This is a genomic window from Streptomyces sp. NPDC001920 (genome assembly GCF_053594495.1).
The window spans coordinates 84555-106524 of record NZ_JBSFEP010000012.1; the positions used below are offsets into that span (position 1 = coordinate 84555).

The following is a 21970-nucleotide window of genomic DNA, read 5'->3' on the forward strand; positions in this document are numbered from 1 at the left end:
CCGCAGTTGCCCCTCTTTCCCCCCTAAGCTCCGCGTGAGCTGAGCAGGTCATGGTGGGAGGGGCGACGGACATGGAGGCGACACCGGTCCGGGCGCGTGCGTACGTCGCCGGCGCGGTGCCGGCCGCCGTCGGATGCCTGCTCTCCCCGCCCCCGGCCCCCGCGTCCCTGTGGGCGGTCGCCCTGCTCGCGGCCCTGTACGCCGGGGGCGAGCAGATCGCCGCCCGGGGCCGGATCTCGGGCCCTTTCTACCCCGTTCTCCTCGCCGGGGCCTTCCTGCTGCCGCCGTCGGCCGCCGCCCTGGTCGCGGTGCCGGGGGCGCTGACCTCCCCGGTCGACGGACCGCCCCGCCGGCTGCGGCGGGTGTGGCGGGCCGCCCAGCTCACCCTCGCGGTGTGGGCGGCGGCGCGGGTGCATGAGGCGCTCGGCGGCCGGGACGCCGTCGCCGCGTCCGACTTCCCGTACGCCCTCGCGCCCGCCGGGGCCGCGGTGCTGACGTTCTGCCTGGTTCTGACCGCGCTCGAAGGCGGGATCCTGAGGCTCGCGACGGGGGCACCGCCCGCGTCCCTGAGGCAGTGGGGGAAGCTGTCGGGGCAGCGCGTCTGGCGGGGGCTGTTCCTGCGCTCGCTCGCGCCGATCGCCGTGCACGGTCTGGCCGGGCTGATGATGGCCGTGCTGTGGCGCAGCCCGTACGGCCCGGTCGCCGCGCTGCTCGTGCTGCTGCCGATGTGCGTCTCGTGGTGGGTGTTCGCCCAGTACCACCAGGAGCGGGCGGCACACCAGGCGACCATCCGGGCCCTCGTCCAGGCCGTCGACATCAAGGACGGCTACACCCGCGGCCACAGCGAGCGGGTCGGGCAGGCCGCGATGCTGATCGCGCGGGAGCTGGGCATGGCCGACGAACGCGTGGAGGTGGTGCGCTTCGCCGGGATCCTGCATGACGTGGGCAAGCTCGGGGTGCCCACGCGGCTGCTGCGCAAGGACGGGCCGCTCACACCCGAGGAGCGGCGGGTGATCGAGCTGCATCCCGAGTACGGGCACGAGATGGTCCGGGGCATCTCCTTCCTCGGCGAGGCGCGGGCCGCCGTACTGCACCACCATGAGCGGCTGGACGGCAGCGGTTACCCCTACGGGCTGAGGGGCCGCCAGATCCCGGAGTCCGCTCGGGTGGTCGCGGTCGCGGACGCGTTCGACGCGATGACGTCGACCCGGTCCTATTCGCGGGCCCGGCCGGTGCCGGTCGCCCTGCGGGAACTGCAGCGGTGCGCGGGCTCGCAGTTCGACCCCCGGATGGTCACGGCCCTCGTCAGAGCCGTGGACCGCTACGGCTGGCATCCCACGGTCACCGCCGACGACGCGGGTACGCCCCCGGCCCGTCCGCCGGTCACCAGCGCACCGGGAGCACGCCGGTGATCGCCCCGCGCGCCGTCGGCAGGCCGCCGCTCCTGCTCACCCTCGTCCACGCCGCCGCCGCCCTGCTGGCCGCGGTCTCCCTCCTCGACACCCTGCGGCACGGGCTCGACGAACGCGGTCTCGCCCTCGCCTTCGGCGCCCTGGTCACCGTCGGTGAACTCACTCGGTGGACCGGCACGGAGCGCAGAGAGGCCGCGCCGCTCGGCGCCGCCGCGGCCCTGGCCTACGCCCTGCTGGGAGAGGACGGCGGAGACCCCACGCACCACGGGGCCTTCCAGGTCCTGACCGTCGTCCTCGTCGCCTCGCTCCTGGGCGCGGTGCCGCACATCGCGCGCGGGCGGCCCGTGCTCGACCACCTCGCCCGGCGCGCACTCACCGTCGGCTTCGCCGCCGTGTGCTTCCAGCCCCTGTTCAACCAGGGCACGTTCCACGGCTGGGGCACCGCGTACGCCCTGCTCCTGCTGGCGATCCTCACCCTCACCGCCCTGTGCGACGCCCTGCTCGCGGCCGCGCTGGCCCACGCGCGCACCCGGTGGCCCTTCGGACCGCTCCTGCGGGACGAGATGCGGGCCACGCTCGGCATCGGGTCGGCCGTCTGCGCGACGGGCGCGGTGATGGCCCTCGCGGTCGCCGTGGTCGGGCTCTGGGCGCTGCCGGTCTTCTCGCTGCCTCTGCTGCTCACCCAGATGTCGTTGCGCCGCTACGCCGCGGTGCGGGCCACGTACCGGCAGACCATCGCCTCCCTCGCCCGGGCCACCGAGATCGCCGGCTACACGCCCGCCGGACACGCCCGCCGGGTGGCCGCGCTCAGCCGGGAGGTGGGGCGGGACCTGGGTCTGACGGAGGCGGAACTCACCGTGCTGGAGTACGCGGCCCTCATGCATGACATCGGGCAGCTCAGCCTGGTCGATCCGGTGCCCGCCGGGGCGACCGCCGCGCTGCCCGTCGAGGAACAGCGGCGGATCGCGCTGCTGGGCGGCGCGGTCGTACGGCAGACGGGGGTGAACCCGCAGGTGGCGACGGTCGTGGAGCGGCTGGCCGATCCCTGCCCGGAGCAGCCCGTGGCCGCGCGGATCGTGCGGGCGGTGAACGCCTACGAGGAGAAGGCGCGCGACGCCGGGCCCGGCGGGCCGCTGAAGGCGCTGGAGGAGCTGCGGCTGGGCACCGCCGGGGACTATGCGCCGGAGGTGGTGGGATCGCTCGCACGGGTGCTGGCCAGAGACTGTCTGACATCCCCTGTAGCTGGGTAACCCATGGGTAATGAGCGCCCTTCCAGCCGTACGTGGTTGGATGCGAATGAGAGGGTGTCCGGGGGCAGCACTAGCCAGCCCACTCCACGGAACTGGCAGGCGGGAATCGTGAGGATCTTCGGCAAGGGACGGCACCGGCCCTCCGCCTCCTGGCGGCAGGCCACCGACCGGGCGTTCACGTTGATCGGTGACGGCCGGTACGAGGACGCGGGCGCGCTGCTGACGCGGGCCGCCGATCTGGAGCCCTGGCTGTCGGAGTCCTGGTTCAACCTCGCGCTGCTGCACAAGTTCCGGCACGACTGGGAGCAGGCCCGCGCGGCGGGGCTGCGTGCGGTGGCGCTGCTCGACCGCGAGACCGGGGCGCCCGACTGGTGGAACGTGGGCATCGCGGCCACAGCCCTGCAGGACTGGCCGCTGGCCCGGCGCGCCTGGCAGGCGTACGGGCTGCGGGTGCCCGGCGGGGCCACCGAGTCCGGTGAGCCGCTCGGGATGGACCTCGGCAGCGCCGCCGTACGGCTGTCACCCGAGGGTGAGGCCGAGGTGGTGTGGGGGCGGCGCCTCGACCCGGCCCGTATCGAGGTGCTGTCGATCCCGCTGCCGTCGTCCGGGCGGCGCTGGGGCGAGGTCGTGCTGCACGACGGGGTGCCCCACGGGGAGCGGACCACGTCGTCCGGGCACGCCTATCCGGTCTTCGACGAGATCGAGCTGTGGGCGCCCTCGCCGGTGCCCACCTGGGTGGTCCTCCTGGAGGCGGCGACGGAGGCCGACCGGGACGCCCTGGAGCAGCTCGCGGCCGACGCCGGCTTCGCCGCGGAGGACTGGTCGTCGTCGGTACGGCTGCTGTGCCGGATGTGCTCCGAGTCGCGGATGCCGTCCGACGAGGGTGACGGCGAGCACCTGGATCCGCATGACCACAGTGAGCCGGGTCACCCCGGGCCGCTGGGACATCGGACCGACGGGCAGCTGTGGGTGCCGGAGCGGGAGTGCGGGGTCGCGGCGCCGCCCTCGCTGGTGCGGGGGTTGCTGGACGGCTGGGTGGCGGACAGCCCGGACTCCAGGGACTGGCGGGACCTCGAAGAGGTCTGCTGAGGATTCGCCGTACCCTGTATCAGCATCACATCCCCCTTTTTCCTTTGTTTGTGCAGGAAGGCGATCCGTAGGCCATGGCCCAGCAGGACACCGAGCAGCAGCACGCGGGCGTGCTCCCCGTGGACGACGAGGGCTTCGTCGTCGACACCGAGGACGCGGAGGAGCGGGAGAACGCCTGGCGTGAGCGCGGCACCTCGCGGCCGATCACTGTCGTGGGGAACCCGGTGCTGCACAAGGAGTGCAAGGACGTCACCGAGTTCGGCGCGGAGCTGGACCAGCTGGTGGCGGACATGTTCGCCTCGCAGCGCACCGCCGAGGGCGTGGGCCTCGCCGCCAACCAGATCGGCGTCGACCTGAAGGTCTTCGTGTACGACTGCCAGGACGACCAGGGCGTGCGGCACGTCGGCGTGGTCTGCAACCCGAAGCTGGTCGACCTGCCCGCCGACCGGCGCCGCCTCGACGACAGCAACGAGGGCTGCCTGTCCGTGCCGACGGCGTACGCGCCGCTGGCCCGCCCCGACTACGCCGAGGTGACCGGGCAGGACGAGAAGGGCAACCCGATCAAGGTGCGTGGCACCGGCTACTTCGCGCGGTGTTTGCAGCACGAGACGGATCACCTCTACGGCTACCTCTACATCGACCGCCTCTCCAAGCGGGAGCGCAAGGACGCGCTGCGGCAGATGGCCGAGAACGAGCCCCGCTACCCCGTGGTCGCCAACGACTGAGGTTCGCTCGAAGCCCTCTCAAGTCGCTTACGTACGGCGCCCGTTCAGGACCCTCGTCCTGGGCGGGCGCCGTTCGCATGTCCGTCGCACGTTCGATCCCGTACCCGCAGATACCGATCCTGGGGGGTAGTGAATGAAGCAAATGCGTTCCCAGATCAGTCAGTTGTGGTGCTGAATGGAAGTGCGGGGATACGCAACGGCGCACGCCCGGCACAGCGGGACCGCGTGCGCAGGCGGCGGGCTGAGAGGGGTTTGTTCGTGCATGCTTTCCCACAGGGCACCACATCGACACCGACGGCGGTCGCGGTACCACCAGCGCTCTCTCTCCCGGTGATCGAAACGGCGTTTCCCAGGCGGCTCCACCCGTATTGGCCCAGACTCCAGGAGAAGACCCGCACCTGGCTCCTCGAAAAGCGGCTGATGCCGGCCGACAAGGTTGAAGAATATGCCGACGGCCTTTGCTATACGGACCTCATGGCGGGGTACTACATCGGAGCCCCCGACAACGTCCTCCAGGCGATCGCGGACTACAGCGCATGGTTCTTCGTCTGGGACGACCGGCACGACCGGGACGTCGTCCACCACCGCCGGGCCGCCTGGCGACGGCTGCGCCTGCGGCTGCACGCGGCCCTCGACTCCCCCGGGGACCATCTGCGCCACGGCGACCCGCTGGTCGCGGGGCTCGCCGACAGCATGGTGCGGCTGTACTCGTTCCTGCCCCGCACCTGGAACGCCCGGTTCGCCCGGCATTTCCACGCGGTGATCGAGGCGTACGACCGGGAATTCCGCAACCGCACCGAGGGGCGTATTCCCACCGTCGCGGAATACCTCGCACTGCGCAGGCTCACCTTCGCGCACCGGATCTGGACCGACCTGCTGGAGCCGAGCGCCGAGCTGGAACTCCCGGACGGTGTGCGAAAACATCCGGCATATCGGCGGGCGGCATTACTCAGTCAGGAATTCGCCGCCTGGTACAACGATCTGTGCTCGCTCCCGAAGGAAATCGCGGGGGATGAGGTGCACAATCTCGGAATCAGTCTCGTCGTGCATGAGGGGCTGACTCTGGAAGAGGCGGTGGCAGAAGTCAGGCGGCGCGCCGAGACCTGTGTCTGCGACTTCCTGGACGCCGAGCGGGACGCCCTGGAATTCGCCGACTCCCTGGCCGACGGCACCGTCCGCGGAAAGGAACTCGGTGCCGCCGTGCGGGCCTGCGTCGGCAATATGCGCAACTGGTTCAGCTCGGTCTACTGGTTCCACCACGAGTCCGGCCGGTACCGGATCGACAACTGGGACGACCGGTCCACGCCCCCGTACGTCAGCGACGAAGCGGCAGGTGGGAAATGACCGTCGAGTCCGTGAAGCCCGAAGACCGGCCCCGTTCGTCTTCGGAGCTGCGGGAACCGCCCCTTGCCGGCGGTGGGGTTCCGCTTCTCGGCCACGGCTGGAAGCTGGTCCGTGATCCGCTGGCCTTCATGACCGCGCTCCGGGAGCACGGCGACGTCGTACGTATCAAGCTAGGTCCGAAGGCGGTGTACGCCGTCACCACCCCGGACCTCACCGGCGCGCTGGCGCTGAGCACCGACTTCGAGATCGCCGGACCGCTGTGGGAGTCCCTGGAAGGCCTGCTCGGCAAGGAGGGCGTGGCCACGGCCAACGGCCCCCGGCACCGCCGCCAGCGGCGCACCATCCAGCCCGCCTTCCGGCTCGACGCGATACCCGGGTACGGGCCGATCATGGAGGAGGAGGCGCATGGGCTGACCGAGCGCTGGAAACCCGGCGAGACGATCGAGTGCACCTCCGAGTCCTTCCGTATCGCCGTGCGGATCGCGGCCCGCTGTCTGCTGCGCGGCGCCTACATGGACGTGCGGGCCGAGCGGCTGTGCGCCGCGCTCGACACCCTCTTCCGTGGCATGTACCGGCGGATGGTGATCCCGCTCGGGCCGCTCTACAAGCTGCCCCTCCCGGCCAACCGCGCATTCAACCGGGCTCTGGCCGATTTCCATCTCCTGGTCGACGAGATCGTCGCCGAACGCCGGGCATCCGGTCAAAAGCCGGACGATTTGCTGACGGCATTGCTGGAGGCCGAGGACGAGAAAGGCGACCCGATCGGGGAGCAGGAGATCCACGATCAGGTCGTCGCGATACTCACCGCGGGCGCCGAAACCGTGGCCTCCACGATCATGTGGCTGCTTCATGTCCTCGCGGACCACCCGGAACACGCCGACAAGGTGTGTGCGGAGGTCGAATCCGTCACCGGTGGCCGTCCTGTGGCATTCCAGGACGTCCGCAAGCTCGGGTACACGAACAATGTCGTCGTGGAGGCGATGCGTTTGCGCCCGGCGATCTGGATTCTGACGCGGCGAGCGGTGGCCGACACATCCCTCGGTGGCTATCGCATTCCAGCCGGGGCCGACATCGTCTACAGCCCCTACGCCGTCCAGCGTGACCCGAAGTCGTACCCGGACCACCTCCGGTTCGACCCGGACCGCTGGCTTCCGGAGCGTGCCAAGGAAGTGCCCAAATACGCCATGAGTCCGTTCGGGGTCGGCAACCGCAAATGCCCGAGCGACCACTTCTCCATGGCCATGCTGACGCTGCTCACGGCGGCGCTGTCCGCCAGGTACCGGTTCGAGCAGGTGCCCGGTTCGAACGACGCGACCCGGGTGGGTATCACGCTGCACCCGCACGAACTGCTGCTGAGGCCGCTGCCCCGGCACTAGTGCCGGGGGCCGGGCGGTTCGAGGGGCCGGTTCAGGCGGCGGCCGGCCCCTGGAAGGTCCTCCGGTAGGCGTTCGGGGTCGTCCCGAGCGCCCGTACGAACTGGTGCCGCAGCGCGGCCGCCGTACCGAACCCGGTCCGACCGGCGATCGCGTCCACCGTCTCGTCCGTCACCTCCAGCAACTCCTGCGCCAGCAGAACCCGTTGGCGCAGGAGCCAGCGGTAGGGAGTCGTGCCGGTCTCCTGCTGGAAGCGGCGGGCGAAGGTGCGCGGGGACATGTGCGCGCGCTCGGCGAGCTGCTCGACGGTGACCTCCTCGTCGAGGTGCCGCTCCATCCACGCCAGCACCTCACCGACCGTGTCGCACGAGGAGCGGGGCAGCGGGCGCTCGATGTACTGGGCCTGCCCGCCGTCCCGGTGCGGCGGCACCACCATGCGCCGGGCGATCTTGTTGGCGACCTCGGGCCCCTGCTCCTGGCGCACGATGTGCAGACAGGCGTCGATGCCGGCGGCGGTGCCGGCGCTGGTGATCACCGAGCCCTCGTCGACGTAGAGCACGTCCGGTTCGATCACCGCCTTCGGGTTGCGCCGTGCCAGCTCCTCGGCCTGCCGCCAGTGCACACTGCACCGCCGCCCGTCCAGGAGCCCGGCCGCGCCCAGCACGAAGGCGCCGGAGCACACGCTGAGCACGCGCGCGCCCCGGTCGACAGCCCTGACCAGGGCGTCCAGCAGCCGGGGCGGATAGTCACGGGTGACGTAGCCGCTGCCGGCCGGCACGGCGATCAGGTCGGCTGTCTCCAGCCGCTCCAGACCGTACGGCGTGGAGACGGAGAGCCCGCCCACATGCGTTCCCAGCGTCGGCCCTTCGGCCGAGACGACGGCGAAATCATAGGTGGGCAACCCCTCGTCACTACGGTCGATGCCGAAAACCTCGCACACGACACCCAATTCAAAGGGATGCACACCGTCGAGCAGGACGGCGACCACGTTCCTCAGCATGCTGCCAGTGTGCCTCGCCACTGGCAGTAAATCGAGGGTCTACGGCAGTCCTGCCACTGTTCGTAAGGAGTGTCCGACGCGACAGTGGTGTCATGACTACCGCACAGACAGAAGGACTGCTCGCCATGGTCGCCGTGCTCGGCATGTTCGCCCTCCTGATCCTCCCGTCAGTGATCGGGATCGTGCACGACCGGCGCATCGACCGCCAGATCAGGGAGGCCCAGGAGCGCGACAAGGAACGGACTCAGAAGTCCTCGTCCAGGTCGACGGTGCCCTCCACCGCCACCTGGTACGCCGACGGACGCCGCTCGAAGAAGTTGGTCAGCTCCTGAACACCCTGGAGCTCCATGAAGGAGAAGGGGTTCTCGGAGCCGTACACCGGAGCGAAGCCGAGGCGCGTCAGACGCTGATCGGCGACGCACTCCAGGTACTGCCGCATCGAGTCGGTGTTCATGCCCGGGAGGCCGTCACCACACAGGTCGCGCGCGAACTGCAGCTCGGCCTCGACGGCCTCCCGCAGCATGTCGGTCACCTGCTGCTGGAGCTGGTCGTCGAAGAGCTCCGGCTCCTCCTTGCGGACGGTGTCCACGACGTCGAAGGCGAAGGACATGTGCATCGTCTCGTCGCGGAACACCCAGTTGGTGCCGGTGGCGAGGCCGTGCAGCAGGCCCCGGCTGCGGAACCAGTAGACGTACGCGAAGGCGCCGTAGAAGAACAGGCCCTCGATGCACGCGGCGAAGCAGATCAGGTTCAGCAGGAAGCGACGCCGGTCGGCCTTGGACTCCAGCCGGTCCAGCTTCTCCACCGAGTCCATCCACTTGAAGCAGAACCCGGCCTTCTCGCGGATGGAGGGGATGTTCTCCACCGCCGCGAAGGCGGCGGCGCGGTCCTCCGGGTCGGGCAGGTAGGTGTCCAGCAGCGTCAGATAGAACTGGACGTGCACGGCCTCCTCGAACAGCTGGCGCGACAGATACAGGCGCGCCTCCGGGGAGTTGATGTGCTTGTACAGCGTCAGCACCAGGTTGTTCGCGACGATCGAGTCACCCGTCGCGAAGAAGGCCACCAGACGGCCGATGAGGTGCTGCTCGGCGGGGCTGAGCTTGGCGAGGTCGGCGACGTCCGAGTGGAGGTCGACCTCCTCCACCGTCCAGGTGTTCTTGATGGCGTCCCGGTAGCGCTCGTAGAAGTCCGGGTAGCGCATGGGGCGCAGAGTCAGCTCGAAGCCGGGGTCGAGCAGGTTCTGGTTGCTGGGCATTACTGGCAGGCCTCGCAGGACTCGGGGTTTTCCAGGGAGCAGGCGACGGCGTCGGGCTCGGCGGCCTGCTGCACGGGGATGGTCTTCTCGGGCTGAGCCTGGGCTTGTGCCGCGCGGGCGATACGGGTCGCGGGGCGCGAGCGCAGGTAGTACGTCGTCTTCAGGCCCGACTTCCAGGCGTACGCGTACATCGAGGAGAGCTTGCCGATGGTCGGCGTCTCCAGGAAGAGGTTCAGGGACTGGGACTGGTCGAGGAACGGGGTCCTGGCCGCCGCCATGTCGATCAGGCCGCGCTGCGGGATCTCCCACGCGGTGCGGTAGAGGGCGCGCACGTCCTCGGGGATCCAGGCGAAGCCCTGCACCGAGCCGTTGGACTCGCGCAGCGCCTCACGGGTACGGGCGTCCCAGACGCCCAGCTGCTTCAGGTCGTGCACCAGGTAGGAGTTGACCTGGAGGAACTCGCCGGACAGCGTCTCGCGCTTGAACAGGTTGGAGACCTGCGGCTCGATGCACTCGTAGACGCCGGCGATGGACGCGATGGTGGCGGTGGGCGCGATGGCGAGGAGGAGCGAATTGCGCAGGCCGGTCGTGGCGATCCGCTCGCGCAGCGCCGCCCAGCGCTCCGGCCAGGTGAGTTCCACGTCGTAGTGGTCGGGGTGCAGCACGCCCCGGGCCGTACGCGTCTTCTCCCAGGCCGGAAGGGGGCCGTTGCGCTCGGCCAGGTCGGCGGACGCCTCGTACGCCGCCAGCATGATGCGCTCGGCGATCCGCGTGGAGAGCCGCTTGGCCTCGGCGGAGTCGAAGGGCAGCCGCAGCTTGAAGAAGACGTCCTGCAGCCCCATCGCGCCCAGGCCCACCGGCCGCCACCTGGCGTTCGAACGGCCCGCCTGCTCGGTCGGGTAGAAGTTGATGTCGACGACCCGGTCGAGGAAGGTGACCGCGGTGCGGACGGTGGCGTCGAGGCGCTCCCAGTCGATGTCGCCGTCGTGCACGAAGGCGCCCAGGTTGACCGACCCCAGGTTGCAGACCGCCGTCTCGCCGTCGTTCGTGACCTCCAGGATCTCCGTGCAGAGGTTGGAGGAGTGGACGACATGGCCCGGCTCGGCGGTCTGGTTGGCGGTGCGGTTGGCGGCGTCCTTGAACGTCATCCAGCCGTTGCCGGTCTGCGCGAGGGTGCGCATCATGCGGCCGTACAGGTCACGGGCCGGGATGGTCTTCTTCGCGAGCCCCGCCGCCTCCGCCTCGCGGTACGCCGCGTCGAACTCCGCACCCCACAGGTCGACCAGTTCCGGCACGTCCGACGGCGAGAACAGGGACCACTGCTCGTCGGCGTTGACCCGGCGCATGAACTCGTCCGGGATCCAGTGCGCGAGGTTGAGGTTGTGCGTCCGCCGGGCGTCCTCACCGGTGTTGTCGCGCAGCTCCAGGAACTCCTCGATGTCGGAGTGCCAGGTCTCCAGGTAGACCGCGGCCGCGCCCTTGCGCCGGCCGCCCTGGTTCACGGCGGCGACCGAGGCGTCGAGCGTCTTCAGGAACGGGACGATCCCGTTGGAGTGGCCGTTGGTGCCGCGGATCAGCGAACCCCGGGAGCGGATGCGGGAGTACGACAGACCGATGCCGCCCGCGTGCTTCGAGAGCCGGGCGACCTGGTGGTAGCGGTCGTAGATGGAGTCCAGCTCGTCCTTGGGGGAGTCGAGGAGGTAGCAGGACGACATCTGGGGGTGCCGGGTGCCGGAGTTGAACAGGGTGGGGGAGGAGGGGAGGTAGTCGAGGCGGCTCATGAGCCCGTAGAGCGCGGCGACTTCGTCGACGGAGCGGGGGGTGTCGTCCTCGGCGAGACCGGCGGCGACGCGCAGCATGAAGTGCTGGGGCGTCTCGACGACCTTGCGCGTGAGGGGGTGCCGCAGGAGGTAGCGGCTGTGCAGGGTGCGCAGGCCGAAGTAGCCGAAGCGGTCGTCGGCGGCCGGGTCGACGAGCGCGTCGAGGCGGGCCGCGTGGATCCGTACGAAGTCGGCGGTCCGGTCGGCGATGAGGCCCTCGCGGTGCCCGACCGCCACCGACTCGGTGAAGGCGGTGACGCCCTGCGAGGCGGCCTCGGCGGCGATGGAGATGGTCAGCAGGCGGGCGGCCAGTCTGCTGTAGGCGGGGTCCTCGGAGATGAGCCCGGCGGCCGCCTCGGTGGCCAGCTCACGCAGCTCCGCCTCGTCGGCCCGGGACGACCGGCCCCGCAGCGCTGCGGCCGCGACCCGGCCGGGGTCGGCGTCGGGGAGGTCGGCGGTCAGCTCGGTCAGGGTCCGCAGCAGCGCGGCACCGGGACCGTCGTTCTCCTGCTCGACCGCTGAAGCCGGTTCGGCTGGCGCGATGGTCACGTGGGGCTCTCCCTCGCTCGGCACGGGGGCCTCGTCGAGGGCAGGGGGCAGCACACGAGCGCACGCGGCGTCGCGTCCACCGGCCCATTCCGCGAGGCCCGGACGTCAGGGGCACACCGGCCGGACGGCCGGGTGCGCTGTCGGCAGGACCTCGGACTGACCATGTGCACGAAACATGCACAAGTACACCGTTGCGGGACAGTTCCGGATTCGCACCGGATTCCCCTGCGGCGACAGCGAGCATGAGCATACATCTTGTGCCGGGCTGTCGTGTCACCCCCAGATGTAGTGTCTCGGTGGTTTCAGAGCGTCAACTCGTAGGTGAGAAGAGTGAGGTCGAGGAGCTCGGGGAGCGGGTTCCGGTCCCGCTCGGGTGTGCGAACGAAGCCCAGGCGTTCGTAGGCGCGGTGGGCGCTGCGCATGGAGCGCTGGGTCGCCAGGGCGATGCGTGCGCGGCCCTCGGTGGCCCTCGCGCGGTCGATGCAGGCCCGCACGAGCGCTTCCCCGGTGCCCCGGCCGTGTGCCGCGCGGTCGAGGGCGGGCATCCGGATCGTCTTTTCGCGCGGGCGGCCGGGTTGCGTGCCGTCCCGCGAGTGATTCCATGGAGGTAGGTGTCGGCGCCCGCGGTCCCTCCGTTCGAGAGCCCTCTCGTAAGGAGACGCATGATGACGAGGGTCGTCCGTCGCCCGCCCGGCAAGGAGCGGCCGCGCAACGCGCCGATGGCGACGCTGGCCCCGAGACGTGCCGGCAGCTGGGTCAGGCGCGGATTCGTGGGCCACTGGCATGCGCTGACGATCCGTCTGGAGGCCCGTCGCGGCACCACCCGCCCCAAGAAGTGGCGCCGATCGGTGTCCTACACCAACGTCACCCGTGCCATCTGGCTGTTGGCCGTCCTCGCGCTGCTCGCCTGGTGCGTGGAGGGCCTGTACATCCTGATCTCGCAGAACACGACGGGCTTCGAGCAGTGGCGGGAGGGCAACGACGGGTTCGACACCATCGTGCGCTTCGTCGGCCCGGTACTGACCGCGTCGGTCGCCGCGACCCTCTTCCTGTTCTGGTGGTACCGGTGGACCAAGCGGCGCTACCTCGCGAAGGCGCGGGGCGATCCGCGCCGACTGGTGCCCACCGCCGGCCCGGACACCGCCGACATCGTGGGCCGCGAGGAGGTCGCCCAGGTCATCGCCGAACGGCTGCGGGAGCGCGACACCCGCAGGCCGTATCTGCTGGTCGGCGGGGTCGGGGTGGGCAAGACCGCCGTCCTGGTCCGGCTCACCGAACTGCTGGCACGGCAGAACGCCGTGCCCGTGCCGATCCGGCTGCGGGACGCGACCGACGGGACCGAACTGAACTTCGAACGCATGGCCAGGCAACGCTTCGCCGACGAGGCGCCCCGGGGCATCCTCGCGCGCGGCAAGATCGACCGGGTCTGGCAGCAGCTGCTCGCCGACGACAAGCCGGTCGTCATCGCCGACGGACTGGAGGAGGCCCTGCTCGGCGACGGTCACGAGCAGAACCGGGACAACATCATCCGGCGGGCCATCGAGCGCGCCCGCGAGGAGAAGCTGCCGCTCGTGATCGCCTCACGGCCGCACAGCCCGCTGGAGAGCACCTCGGCGGCGATCGTGGAGCTGGAACCGCTCAGCGAGGAGGAGGCGCTGCGCTTCGTCCAGGCACACGTCCCGGAGACGGACGAGCGCCGCGTGGACTGGATCGTGGAGACGGCGGAGGTGACCGAATCCCCCGTCTACCTCCAGATCGCCCGGGAACTGCACCGTCACGGAGCCCTGGAGCACGACCGGCCGGACACCGATCCGCAGCACATGAACACCCGCAGCCGGGACCGGGCCACGCTGCGGCTGTGGCTGCTGGAGACATGGGACCAGGCGCTGTGCCGGGGCCGGCTGCGCGAGCACGTGGCACTCACGCCGCGGGAGCGCCGTGACACCCTTGAGGTGGTCTCCGCGCTGGCCTGCGTCGGCCTGCTCCAGGACAAGCTGGAGGTCGGCTTCGAGGAACTGCTGGACACGGACGTCCACCCGGGCCCGGCCCGGCGCGCGCAGGCCAGGGCCGAGCATCTGTGGACCAGCCGGCGCGCCTTCGACCGGTACGGCAGACGCGGCAACGTCTTCTCCGAGTGGCACCGCCAGCAGATCTGGGACGCGCTGTGCGAGCGGCTCGGTGAGGAGGAGCGCAAGCGGCTGCGTGAAGGGAACATGGACCAGTGCCGGGCCGCCCTCGCCCGCTTCGCGAGCAACGCGGACAAGCTGGCCCTGGTGGAGGGCTTCGAGCGCAGGGTCAGGTTCCCGCACAGCATCCTGCAGGCCTACTTCGGCTACCGCGTCCTGAACCACCTGGGTGAGCGGGGCGCCGGCGAACTCGTCGAGCACGCCCTGCAGCCGCCCGGCCCCAGTCGCGAGCTGCTGATCGCCCTGGTGCTGCTGTCCCGTCGGCGCGCGGCGAGGCTCCGGGCCCGCGCGGGTGGTGTCCGCGCCGAGGTGAAGAAGGAGATCGAGGAACTGGTCCGCCAGTCACCCGTGCGCGGGCACACCCTGGCACACCGGCTCTGCCGGGCCGCCGACCGCCGCACGGACGACCCGAAGGCCCTGGACCTCTACGCGGCCGCCATGGAGGTCGAGAGCGCGGAGGACGAGCCGCGACTGCTCGGCGACATCGTGGCACGGGTGCGCAGGAGCTGGGCCGGTTTCAAGGGCGACCGGCGCACCCTCGACGACGCGAAACTGAGGCTGCTCAAGCAGCTGGGGGCCGCGCTGCGGAGCGTCTCGGACCGGATCGACACCACGCCGCTGTACGAGCAGCTCTTCGAGATCGGCGTGCAGGAGCCCGACTACTCCATACGCCTGGCCGCGGCCCAGGAGTTCGGCACCGGCGGCAACGCGGCGTTCGCCGTGATCCGTGCCCGGGTCGGACTGAACACCGACCCCATCAAGGAGTACGACGACCGGCTCGGCGAGCTGAAGACCTGGAAGCGGCACGAGTACGAGAAGTGGGCGCAGCGCATGGGGGCGGCGAGGGCCGCGCCTCCCTCACGCGCGCGGTCCGCGCGTATCGGCCGCCTGCAGCAGTACCGCAGGGCGCTCAACCAGGACTACCGCCGAAAGCGCGTCGATCTGTTCCGGGAGTTCGTGATGCGGGCCTGGCTGATCCCCATGCTGCTGGGCTCGGTCGACGAGGCGCACCGCGACGAGGCCCAGGAACGTCTCACCAGGTGGCTGCGCCACCTCGACCCGAAGGCCACCGGCGGCACCCCGGACCTGCCCCTCGCCCTCGAAGCGGCGCTGGCCCAGGGCTTCAAGTACGCGGCCAACCGGCGCATCCGGCACCCGCAGGCGTTCCCGGGCGGTCGTGCCGACCTGATCCGCCAGGCGGAGACCGTGCTGCAGCAGTCCCGGTGCTGGTACTCGCAGCTCATCCTGCTCCAGGCGCTGTGTCTGTGGGAGCTCCCGGACAGCGCGAGCGTCCACGAGCACGACGAGGAGACGCGGCGGACCCGGGACCACCGCGCCGGGGCACCGGAGCCGGCCCCGGCGATGGGCGGCGCGACCGCCGTGCAGACCGTGGAGCGCTGGCTGTCGATGGCCGGCACCGTGAACAGGCCACCCGGCCACCCCCATACGGACGCGGAGACGTCCCGACGGGCCCTGCACCCCTTCGTCGCCGAGGCCGGTGACCTGGTGGCGCTGGCGCTGGAGACCGGACAGCCCGAGCGCTTCCTCTGGATCGACGAGAAGGGGGTCGCCGACAACATCGGCGCGCGCACCGGCAACCCCGCGGGATACCGCAGGCACAGTCTGTGGATCCCGCCCTCGGTCGGGTGGAGCACCCTCGACGCACGCGCCCAGCGCCTCGTCGCCGACGTGCTGGTGATGCTGAACCTCATCGAACGGGACGGGCACCCGGACGAGGTCGAGGAGCGCATGGCCCGCGCGGAGCAGCCGGGTATGTCGCTGCCGCCGTGCATCCGCAGCGATCGGGGCCCGCTCCGGCCCGACCTGCGGGTCGGCATCTCGGACCCGCCCACGCCGGGCACCTTCTGCCTGCCCGACTGCAAGTTCCAGCTCTGCCCCTATCCGCCCCGGGGCTGTGTGCCGAGGGGGGAGATCCGGGAGCCGTTCTGCCGGCAGCAGCAGGCGCTGTTGCCGGGCAGGGTGCGGCGGTGGCTGCCCAGGGGGCTGCGCAGGAAGACCCCGCCCTGGGTCAGCATGCGGGTGCGTGAACTGGACGGTTTCTGGGGCGCGATGGCCCGGCGCACGCGGGACTAGGTCGTGTCCGCAAAGTCCCGCCTGCCCCGCGACGCCTGGCACGACGTAGGTCCCCTGATCAAGGGAGTTGTCGAGGCTCGGTGGGCTTGGCGGCGTACTGCCCGGCGTACTCGTCGGTCGGGGGAACCACGGTGATGACGTCGATCATGACGCCGTCCGGCGCCGCGACGATGAAGTGGCGCTGCCCGAACTCCTCCGTCCGCAGGGAGAGGAGTTCGGGCAGACCCGCTTGTCCGACCAGCCTGTGGTGTTCGGCATCGACGTCGTCGACCTCGAAGTTGAGCAGCAGGCCGCCCTGGAGGGGGGCGCGGTACCCCTCGGGGACGGTCGGATGGGAGTGGTCGAGCAAGGCGAGTTCGTACTGAGGGGCGTCAGGGCGGTGGAGGCTCACGTACCAGTCGGCCTCGAACGTCACCTCGAACCCGAGGTGACGGGCGTAGAAGTGGCGTGACGCGGCGACATCGCGGGTGGCGATCACCGGGTAGAAGCTGCCGAGCTTGACCGTCATGGCCTGTCTCCCTCTGCCTGTTCGTCGATTTCGCATACCCGGAGTATGTGAAATCGACGGTAGCATACCGGGGGTATGCGAAATCGGAGGGTGGGCCGAGGATGGCTGTCACGAGGGCCGAGCAGCGGGCGGCGACACGACGGGCACTGCTGGCCGAGGGGCGACGGAGGTTCGCCGCCGACGGCTATCACGGCGTGGTGCTCGCCGAGGTGGCGCAGGCGGTAGGGGCCACCAAGGGGGCGGCCTATCACCATTTCGGGAGCAAGGCGGGGCTCTTTCGGGCCGTGGTGGCCGAGGTGCAGCGAGAACTCGGTGAGCGGGTCGCGGCGGCCGCCGAACGGTACGACGGTCCCTGGGAGCAACTGCAGGCCGGCTGCCGGGCCTTCCTCGCCGCCGGCCGCGATCCGACGGTGCGCCGAATCGTGCTGATGGACGCGCCGGCCGTACTCGGATGGGATGAATGGCGGGCCATGGACGAGGAGTCCTCCGCCCGGCACTTGACCGAGGCGCTGGAGGCCCTCGTGGCGGCCGGAGTCATCGCCGACCAGCCGGTGGAGCCGCTGGCGCGACTGCTCTCGGGCGCGATGAACGAGGCCGCGTTGTGGCTGGCCCGATCAGCGGGTCCGCAGGCGCTGGAACAGACGGAGCAGGCCCTGGACCGGTTGCTGAACGGGTTGCGACTCGATCGTTGACCTGGGGGCTGTGACGACGTCTCGTGCTTGATCGGCCGGGTGGGTGACTGCCGTACATGCAGGCGGCCGTCGGCCGACCATGCCGGCCGACGGCCGCCCCGACGTCAACGGCACCGGCTGCGGCTTCGGAGACCTGCCGCTCAGTCCGGGATCGGCACGGCCGCCACCTCCAGGCGCATCAGGGCGTGGAAGGCCCGGGTGCCGCGGTCCGCGCCTCGCCGACGAGCGACAGGAAGGGCACGGCAAGCACGACGGCAACGGGCCGCCGGATCGATCCGGCGGCCCGTCGGCACGGAAACACTCAGTGGGACGAGCCCGCCGTCGCCGGGGGCAGTTCGACCTGCACTCCGGGGTCGCCGGCGTCCGCCGTGTAGTCCTCGGGCTTCGTCTCGTCGATGCCCTCGGGGGCCTTCGCCGCCTTCAGGACGAAGGTCAGGACCACCGTGACGACGATGTTGATGACGAACGCCGTCAGGCCGATGTAGCCGATCTCCCCGATGCCGGGGATCTCCTTCGCCGAGCCGCCGAAGTGCTTCTGGGTAGGCGAGGCCACACCGTACGCGGCGATCGTGCCGTAGAGCATGCCGACCGCCCAGCCCGCGAGCAGCGCCCAGCGGTGGAACCAGCGGGTGAACAGACCGCCGACCAGGGCCGGGAAGGTCTGCAGGATCCAGATGCCGCCCAGCAGCTGGAAGTTGATCGCGACCGTCTTGTCCATGGTGAGGACGAAGACCAGGGCGCCCACCTTCACCAGCAGGGAGACCAGCTTGGAGACCTTGGTCTCCTGGGCGGGCGTGGCGTCGGGCTTGATGAAGTCCTTGTAGATGTTGCGGGTGAACAGGTTCGCGGCCGCGATGGACATGATGGCGGCCGGCACCAGCGCGCCGATGCCGATCGCGGCGAAGGCCACGCCGGCGAACCAGGAGGGGAACATGTCCTCGAAGAGCTGCGGGATCGCCAACTGGGGGTTGGTGACCGTGACTCCGGCCGCGATCGCCATGAAGCCCAGCAGGGCCAGCAGGCCCAGCATCAGGGAGTACAGAGGCAGGATCGTGGTGTTGCGCCGGATCACCTCACGGCTGCGGGAGGACAGCGTCGCGGTGATCGAGTGGGGGTACATGAACAGCGCGAGCGCGGAGCCCAACGCCAGGGTGGCGTACGTCCACTGGCCCGCCTCCGGCGGTACCAGGCCGCCGGCCCCCGCCTTCGTGTACTTCTCGCCCGCCGCGGCGAAGATCTCGTCGAACCCGCCCAGCTTGATGGGGATGTAGATGATCGCCACCGCGATGACGACGTAGATCAGCGTGTCCTTGACGAACGCGATCAGGGCGGGGGCGCGCAGGCCCGACGAGTAGGTGTACGCCGCCAGCACGCCGAAGGCGATGAGCAGCGGCAGGTCCTTCACGAACCAGTTGGTGGTCTCGCCGCCGCCCACGCCCATCACGTCGAGCACTGCCTGGATGCCGACCAACTGCAGCGCGATGTACGGCATCGTGGCCAGGAGACCGGTGACGGCCACGGCCAGCGACAGGCCCTTGGAGCCGAAGCGGCCGCGCACGAAATCGGAGGTCGTCACATAGCCGTGCTTGTGGGACACCGACCACAGGCGGGGCAGGAACGTGAAGATCAGGGGGTAGACGAGGATCGTGTACGGCACCGCGAAGAAGCCCGCCGCGCCGGCGGCGTAGATCGCCGCCGGGACCGCGACGAAGGTGTACGCCGTGTACAGGTCGCCGCCGAGCAGGAACCAGGTGACCCAGGTGCCGAACGACCGCCCGCCCAGGCCCCATTCGTCGAGGCTGTGCTCGTTCTCGGCCTTGCGCCAGCGCGCGGCCAGGAAGCCCATGACCGTGACGAGCAGGAAGAAGAAGATGAAGACGGCGAGTGCGACGCCGTTCACGCCGTCCTTCACTCCGACGCACCACCCTTCTGGGACGTGCGGGAGCGCTGGTCACGCTGCCACAGCTTGTACGCGACCATCGTCAGCAGCGTGGAGACCACGACCCACAGCATCTGGTACCAGTAGAAGAACGGGATGCCGGCGACCTCCGGATCGGTCTTGGCGTACGAACCGACCCACAGCATGGCCACGAACGGCGCCACGAGGCAGAGCGCGATGACCACCCGCACGGCGGTCACCACCCCCCTGTTCACTTCTGGGGCATCTGACATCTGACGGCTCCGTCCCCTCATTGATCACCTGAGAAACGCGCAGGCAATGTAGGTGACGGTGCGACGACAGCGGAAGACCCCGTCCGCATATCGGATGTGGAGGAATGGTGTGCGCGACGGTGGGGCGCTCAGCAGCAACGGAAGCCCTGGCGCGGGTCCGCCTCCTGACGGTCGGTCCGCATGCGCTCGAAGTCGCGCCGCGAGGGCACCCGTGCGTCCGGGTGCTGACGCCGTACGTGCGCGACATAGCGGTCGTACGCCGACTCGTCGGTCAGCTCACGCACGTACCAGCGGACGCTACCGAGGACCTGACGAAGCGACCGCACGGCGTTCCTCCTCCTTCTCCTCCTTGGTCGGGAACAGCCCGGCCGGGGCGGTGATCTTCGACTCGACGTACGGTGCCTCGCTGAGCGTGGACAGGGCGGGCCGGCGCACATGCCGGACGCAGACGCGCGCGGCGTCGGCGATCACCACGACGACCAGGAGCGCGAGGACGGCCGAAAGAACGCCGTCCACCGTGGAGTTGGTGACCACGGTGTGCATGTCGTCCATGCTCTTGGCGGGCGGCAGGACCTCGCCGCGGTCGATGGCGTCCTGGAAGACCTGGCGCTGCTTGAAGAAGCCGACCTTCGGATCGCTGGAGAACACCTTCTGCCAGCTCGCGGTGAGCGTCACCGTGGCGTCCCAGGCGAGCGGGATCCCGGTGATCCAGGCCCACTTCAGGCGCCCCGACTTCACCAGCAGCGTCGTGCAGACGGCGAGGGCGACGGCCGCGAGCAGCTGGTTGGAGATGCCGAAGATCGGGAACAGCTGGTTGATGCCGCCGAGCGGCTCGTGGACGCCCACCCACAGGAAGTACCCCCACAGACCGCACACGAGCGCGCTGGTGAGGACCAGGCCGGGCTTCCAGCTGACGTTCTTGAACGGCCGGTAGACGTTGCCCAGCATGTCCTGGAGCATGAACCGGCCCACGCGGGTGCCGGCGTCCAGCGCGGTCAGGATGAACAGCGCCTCGAACATGATCGCGAAGTGGTACCAGAAGGCCCGCAGGCCGTCGCCGGTGACCTGGGAGAAGATCTCGGAGACACCGATCGCGAGGGTGGGCGCGCCGCCGGTGCGCGAGAGCAGGGACGCCTCCTCGACGTTCTCCGCCGCCCGTGCGAGCGCCTCGGGGGAGATCTGGTAGCCCCAACCGCCCACCACCTGCGAGGCGTTCTGCACGGTGTCGCCGATGACCCCGGCGGGTGCGTTCATCGCGAAGTACAGGCCGGGGTCGATGATGCTCGCCGCGACCAGCGCCATCACCGCGACCGACGACTCCATCAGCATGGAGCCGTAGCCGATCATCCGAACCTGCGTCTCCTTCTGGATCATCTTCGGCGTCGTACCCGACGAGATCAGCGAATGGAAGCCGGACAGGGCGCCGCAGGCGATGGTGATGAAGACGAAGGGGAACAGGGATCCCGCGAAGACCGGGCCGTCGCCGCGCGAGGCGAAGTCCGTGACCGCGTCCATCCTCAGCGTCGGCAGCGCGACGACCACGCCCAGCGCGAGCAATACGATCGTGCCGATCTTCATGAAGGTGGACAGGTAGTCGCGCGGCGCCAGCAGCATCCACACCGGCAGGATCGAGGCGATGAAGCCGTACGCCACCATCCAGACGACCAGCGTCGAGGGCGCGAGGGTGAAGGTGTCGGCCCAGGACGACTCGGCGACCCAGCGGCCCGCGACCAGGGCGGACAGCAGCAGCGTCACACCGATGAGGGAGACCTCGGTGACCCGCCCGGGCCGCAGGACCCGCAGGTAGAAGCCCATCAGCAGGGCGATCGGGATCGTCATCGCGATGGAGAAGGTGCCCCAGGGGGACTGCGCGAGGGCGTTGACGATCACCAGCGCCAGCACGCCGAGCAGGATGATCATGATGGCGAAGGTGGCGAGCAGCGCGGCCACGCCGCCGAACGGGCCGATCTCCTCGCGGGCCATCTGACCCAGCGACCTGCCGTCGCGCCGGGTCGAGAAGAACAGCACCACCATGTCCTGGACGGCTCCCGCGAAGATGACGCCCGCGATGATCCAGATGGTCCCCGGGAGGTAGCCCATCTGCGCGGCCAGGACCGGGCCGACGAGCGGTCCGGCCCCGGCGATGGCGGCGAAGTGGTGACCGAGCAGGACGCGGCGGTCGGTGGGGTGGAAGTCGATGCCGTTGTCGAGGCGTTCGGCGGGGGTGGCCCGGGTCCTGTCGACCTTCAGGACCTTGTCGGCGATGAACTTGGCGTAGAAGCGGTAGGCGATCGCGTACGAGCCGAGGGCGGCCGCGACCATCCAGGCCGCGGAGACCTCCTCGCCGCGGGAGAGCGCGAGCACGGTCCAGCCGGTGGCACCGACGAGCGCGACCAGGGTCCAGACGGCGATGGTGCGGACGTTCGCGGTACGCATCGGGGAGCCTCCCGTCCATGCGGCGACGGGAGGAACCTAGAACAGGAAGAGGTGATGCGCCACAC

The 21970-nt window shown here is 70.3% G+C and carries 17 protein-coding genes, 1 pseudogene and 1 riboswitch; of the genes and pseudogenes, 9 read left to right on the top strand and 9 right to left on the bottom strand.

Going from position 1 to position 21970, the window contains the following annotated elements:
• The first annotated feature begins 71 nt into the window (after positions 1-71).
• The 6 genes from ACWCPI_RS21505 to ACWCPI_RS21530 all read left to right on the top strand — a co-directional run bounded on the left by ACWCPI_RS21505 (position 72) and on the right by ACWCPI_RS21530 (position 7196).
• The gene (locus tag ACWCPI_RS21505; protein ID WP_451039613.1) at positions 72-1412 is read left to right on the top strand and encodes an HD-GYP domain-containing protein; all 1341 of its coding nucleotides are present in this window, start codon (positions 72-74) and stop codon (positions 1410-1412) included.
• Positions 1409-2662, top strand: coding sequence for an HD-GYP domain-containing protein (locus ACWCPI_RS21510; protein WP_451039614.1), 1254 nt, complete (start codon positions 1409-1411; stop codon positions 2660-2662). Before ACWCPI_RS21505 ends, ACWCPI_RS21510 begins: the two co-directional genes overlap by 4 nt.
• 108 nt (positions 2663-2770) lie before the next feature.
• Complete coding sequence (locus ACWCPI_RS21515; RefSeq protein WP_388801916.1) at positions 2771-3751, top strand: tetratricopeptide repeat protein; 981 nt, start codon at positions 2771-2773, stop codon at positions 3749-3751.
• Positions 3752-3825: 74 nt separating this feature from the next.
• Positions 3826-4476 carry a peptide deformylase gene (gene def, locus ACWCPI_RS21520; protein ID WP_451039615.1) on the top strand — a complete coding sequence of 217 codons (651 nt, stop codon included), beginning with the start codon at positions 3826-3828 and terminating at the stop codon, positions 4474-4476.
• A gap of 258 nt (positions 4477-4734) precedes the next feature.
• Positions 4735-5820 (top strand): epi-isozizaene synthase, encoded by a 1086-nt coding sequence (gene cyc1 / locus ACWCPI_RS21525; protein ID WP_451039794.1) that lies wholly within the window; start codon positions 4735-4737, stop codon positions 5818-5820.
• Complete coding sequence (locus ACWCPI_RS21530) at positions 5817-7196, top strand: bifunctional albaflavenone monooxygenase/terpene synthase (protein WP_451039616.1); 1380 nt, start codon at positions 5817-5819, stop codon at positions 7194-7196. The genes cyc1 and ACWCPI_RS21530 overlap by 4 nt, the downstream gene beginning before the upstream one ends.
• 31 nt (positions 7197-7227) lie before the next feature.
• On the opposite strand, the gene ACWCPI_RS21535 is transcribed toward ACWCPI_RS21530, so the two are convergent.
• Positions 7228-8193 carry a helix-turn-helix domain-containing protein gene (locus ACWCPI_RS21535; RefSeq protein WP_451039617.1) on the bottom strand — a complete coding sequence of 322 codons (966 nt, stop codon included), beginning with the start codon at positions 8191-8193 and terminating at the stop codon, positions 7228-7230.
• Between the two features lie 92 nt (positions 8194-8285).
• Here ACWCPI_RS21535 and ACWCPI_RS21540 point away from each other — a divergent pair, with 92 nt between their 5' ends.
• The gene (locus ACWCPI_RS21540) at positions 8286-8525 is read left to right on the top strand and encodes a hypothetical protein (RefSeq protein ID WP_451039618.1); all 240 of its coding nucleotides are present in this window, start codon (positions 8286-8288) and stop codon (positions 8523-8525) included.
• On the opposite strand, the gene ACWCPI_RS21545 is transcribed toward ACWCPI_RS21540, so the two are convergent.
• From ACWCPI_RS21545 to ACWCPI_RS21555, 3 genes and pseudogenes are all read right to left on the bottom strand, one after another.
• Entirely contained in the window at positions 8438-9448 is a 1011-nt protein-coding gene (locus ACWCPI_RS21545) for a ribonucleotide-diphosphate reductase subunit beta (protein WP_451039619.1), read from the bottom strand. The genes ACWCPI_RS21540 and ACWCPI_RS21545 overlap by 88 nt on opposite strands.
• Positions 9448-11817 (bottom strand): ribonucleoside-diphosphate reductase subunit alpha, encoded by a 2370-nt coding sequence (locus ACWCPI_RS21550; RefSeq protein ID WP_451039620.1) that lies wholly within the window; start codon positions 11815-11817, stop codon positions 9448-9450. Before ACWCPI_RS21550 ends, ACWCPI_RS21545 begins: the two co-directional genes overlap by 1 nt.
• 125 nt (positions 11818-11942) lie before the next feature.
• Positions 11943-12067, bottom strand: a riboswitch (cobalamin riboswitch).
• A gap of 52 nt (positions 12068-12119) precedes the next feature.
• A pseudogene (locus ACWCPI_RS21555) lies at positions 12120-12386 on the bottom strand (GNAT family N-acetyltransferase); the annotation flags it as partial.
• Between the two features lie 96 nt (positions 12387-12482).
• Here ACWCPI_RS21555 and ACWCPI_RS21560 point away from each other — a divergent pair.
• Positions 12483-16097 (top strand): ATP-binding protein, encoded by a 3615-nt coding sequence (locus ACWCPI_RS21560; RefSeq protein WP_451039621.1) that lies wholly within the window; start codon positions 12483-12485, stop codon positions 16095-16097.
• A 58-nt stretch (positions 16098-16155) separates the two neighbouring features.
• Here ACWCPI_RS21560 and ACWCPI_RS21565 read toward each other — a convergent pair whose 3' ends face one another.
• Positions 16156-16605: a VOC family protein gene (locus ACWCPI_RS21565; protein ID WP_451039622.1), complete on the bottom strand. Its 450-nt coding sequence runs from the start codon at positions 16603-16605 to the stop codon at positions 16156-16158.
• Between the two features lie 101 nt (positions 16606-16706).
• Between ACWCPI_RS21565 and ACWCPI_RS21570 the strand changes: the two genes are divergently transcribed.
• On the top strand, positions 16707-17297 hold the full coding sequence (locus ACWCPI_RS21570) for a TetR/AcrR family transcriptional regulator (RefSeq protein WP_451039623.1): 591 nt from the start codon (positions 16707-16709) through the stop codon (positions 17295-17297).
• Between the two features lie 301 nt (positions 17298-17598).
• Here ACWCPI_RS21570 and mctP read toward each other — a convergent pair whose 3' ends face one another.
• From mctP to ACWCPI_RS21590, 4 genes are all read right to left on the bottom strand, one after another.
• Complete coding sequence (gene mctP, locus ACWCPI_RS21575; protein WP_451039624.1) at positions 17599-19209, bottom strand: monocarboxylate uptake permease MctP; 1611 nt, start codon at positions 19207-19209, stop codon at positions 17599-17601.
• Positions 19206-19469: a DUF3311 domain-containing protein gene (locus tag ACWCPI_RS21580; protein WP_451039625.1), complete on the bottom strand. Its 264-nt coding sequence runs from the start codon at positions 19467-19469 to the stop codon at positions 19206-19208. The genes mctP and ACWCPI_RS21580 overlap by 4 nt, the downstream gene beginning before the upstream one ends.
• A 128-nt stretch (positions 19470-19597) precedes the next feature.
• The gene (locus ACWCPI_RS21585) at positions 19598-19795 is read right to left on the bottom strand and encodes a YbdD/YjiX family protein (RefSeq protein ID WP_451039626.1); all 198 of its coding nucleotides are present in this window, start codon (positions 19793-19795) and stop codon (positions 19598-19600) included.
• Positions 19767-21905 (bottom strand): carbon starvation CstA family protein, encoded by a 2139-nt coding sequence (locus ACWCPI_RS21590; RefSeq protein ID WP_451039627.1) that lies wholly within the window; start codon positions 21903-21905, stop codon positions 19767-19769. The genes ACWCPI_RS21585 and ACWCPI_RS21590 overlap by 29 nt, the downstream gene beginning before the upstream one ends.
• Positions 21906-21970: the final 65 nt, after the last annotated feature.

Coding starts and splice junctions, on each gene's coding strand:
- ACWCPI_RS21535 (WP_451039617.1), bottom strand. CDS start 8,193: ATGCTGAGGAACGTGGTCGCCGTCCTGCTCGACGGTGTGCATCCCTTT.
- ACWCPI_RS21590 (WP_451039627.1), bottom strand. CDS start 21,905: ATGCGTACCGCGAACGTCCGCACCATCGCCGTCTGGACCCTGGTCGCG.
- ACWCPI_RS21540 (WP_451039618.1), top strand. CDS start 8,286: ATGACTACCGCACAGACAGAAGGACTGCTCGCCATGGTCGCCGTGCTC.
- ACWCPI_RS21505 (WP_451039613.1), top strand. CDS start 72: ATGGAGGCGACACCGGTCCGGGCGCGTGCGTACGTCGCCGGCGCGGTG.
- ACWCPI_RS21570 (WP_451039623.1), top strand. CDS start 16,707: ATGGCTGTCACGAGGGCCGAGCAGCGGGCGGCGACACGACGGGCACTG.
- ACWCPI_RS21565 (WP_451039622.1), bottom strand. CDS start 16,605: ATGACGGTCAAGCTCGGCAGCTTCTACCCGGTGATCGCCACCCGCGAT.
- ACWCPI_RS21580 (WP_451039625.1), bottom strand. CDS start 19,469: ATGTCAGATGCCCCAGAAGTGAACAGGGGGGTGGTGACCGCCGTGCGG.
- def (WP_451039615.1), top strand. CDS start 3,826: ATGGCCCAGCAGGACACCGAGCAGCAGCACGCGGGCGTGCTCCCCGTG.
- ACWCPI_RS21530 (WP_451039616.1), top strand. CDS start 5,817: ATGACCGTCGAGTCCGTGAAGCCCGAAGACCGGCCCCGTTCGTCTTCG.
- ACWCPI_RS21560 (WP_451039621.1), top strand. CDS start 12,483: ATGACGAGGGTCGTCCGTCGCCCGCCCGGCAAGGAGCGGCCGCGCAAC.
- ACWCPI_RS21545 (WP_451039619.1), bottom strand. CDS start 9,448: ATGCCCAGCAACCAGAACCTGCTCGACCCCGGCTTCGAGCTGACTCTG.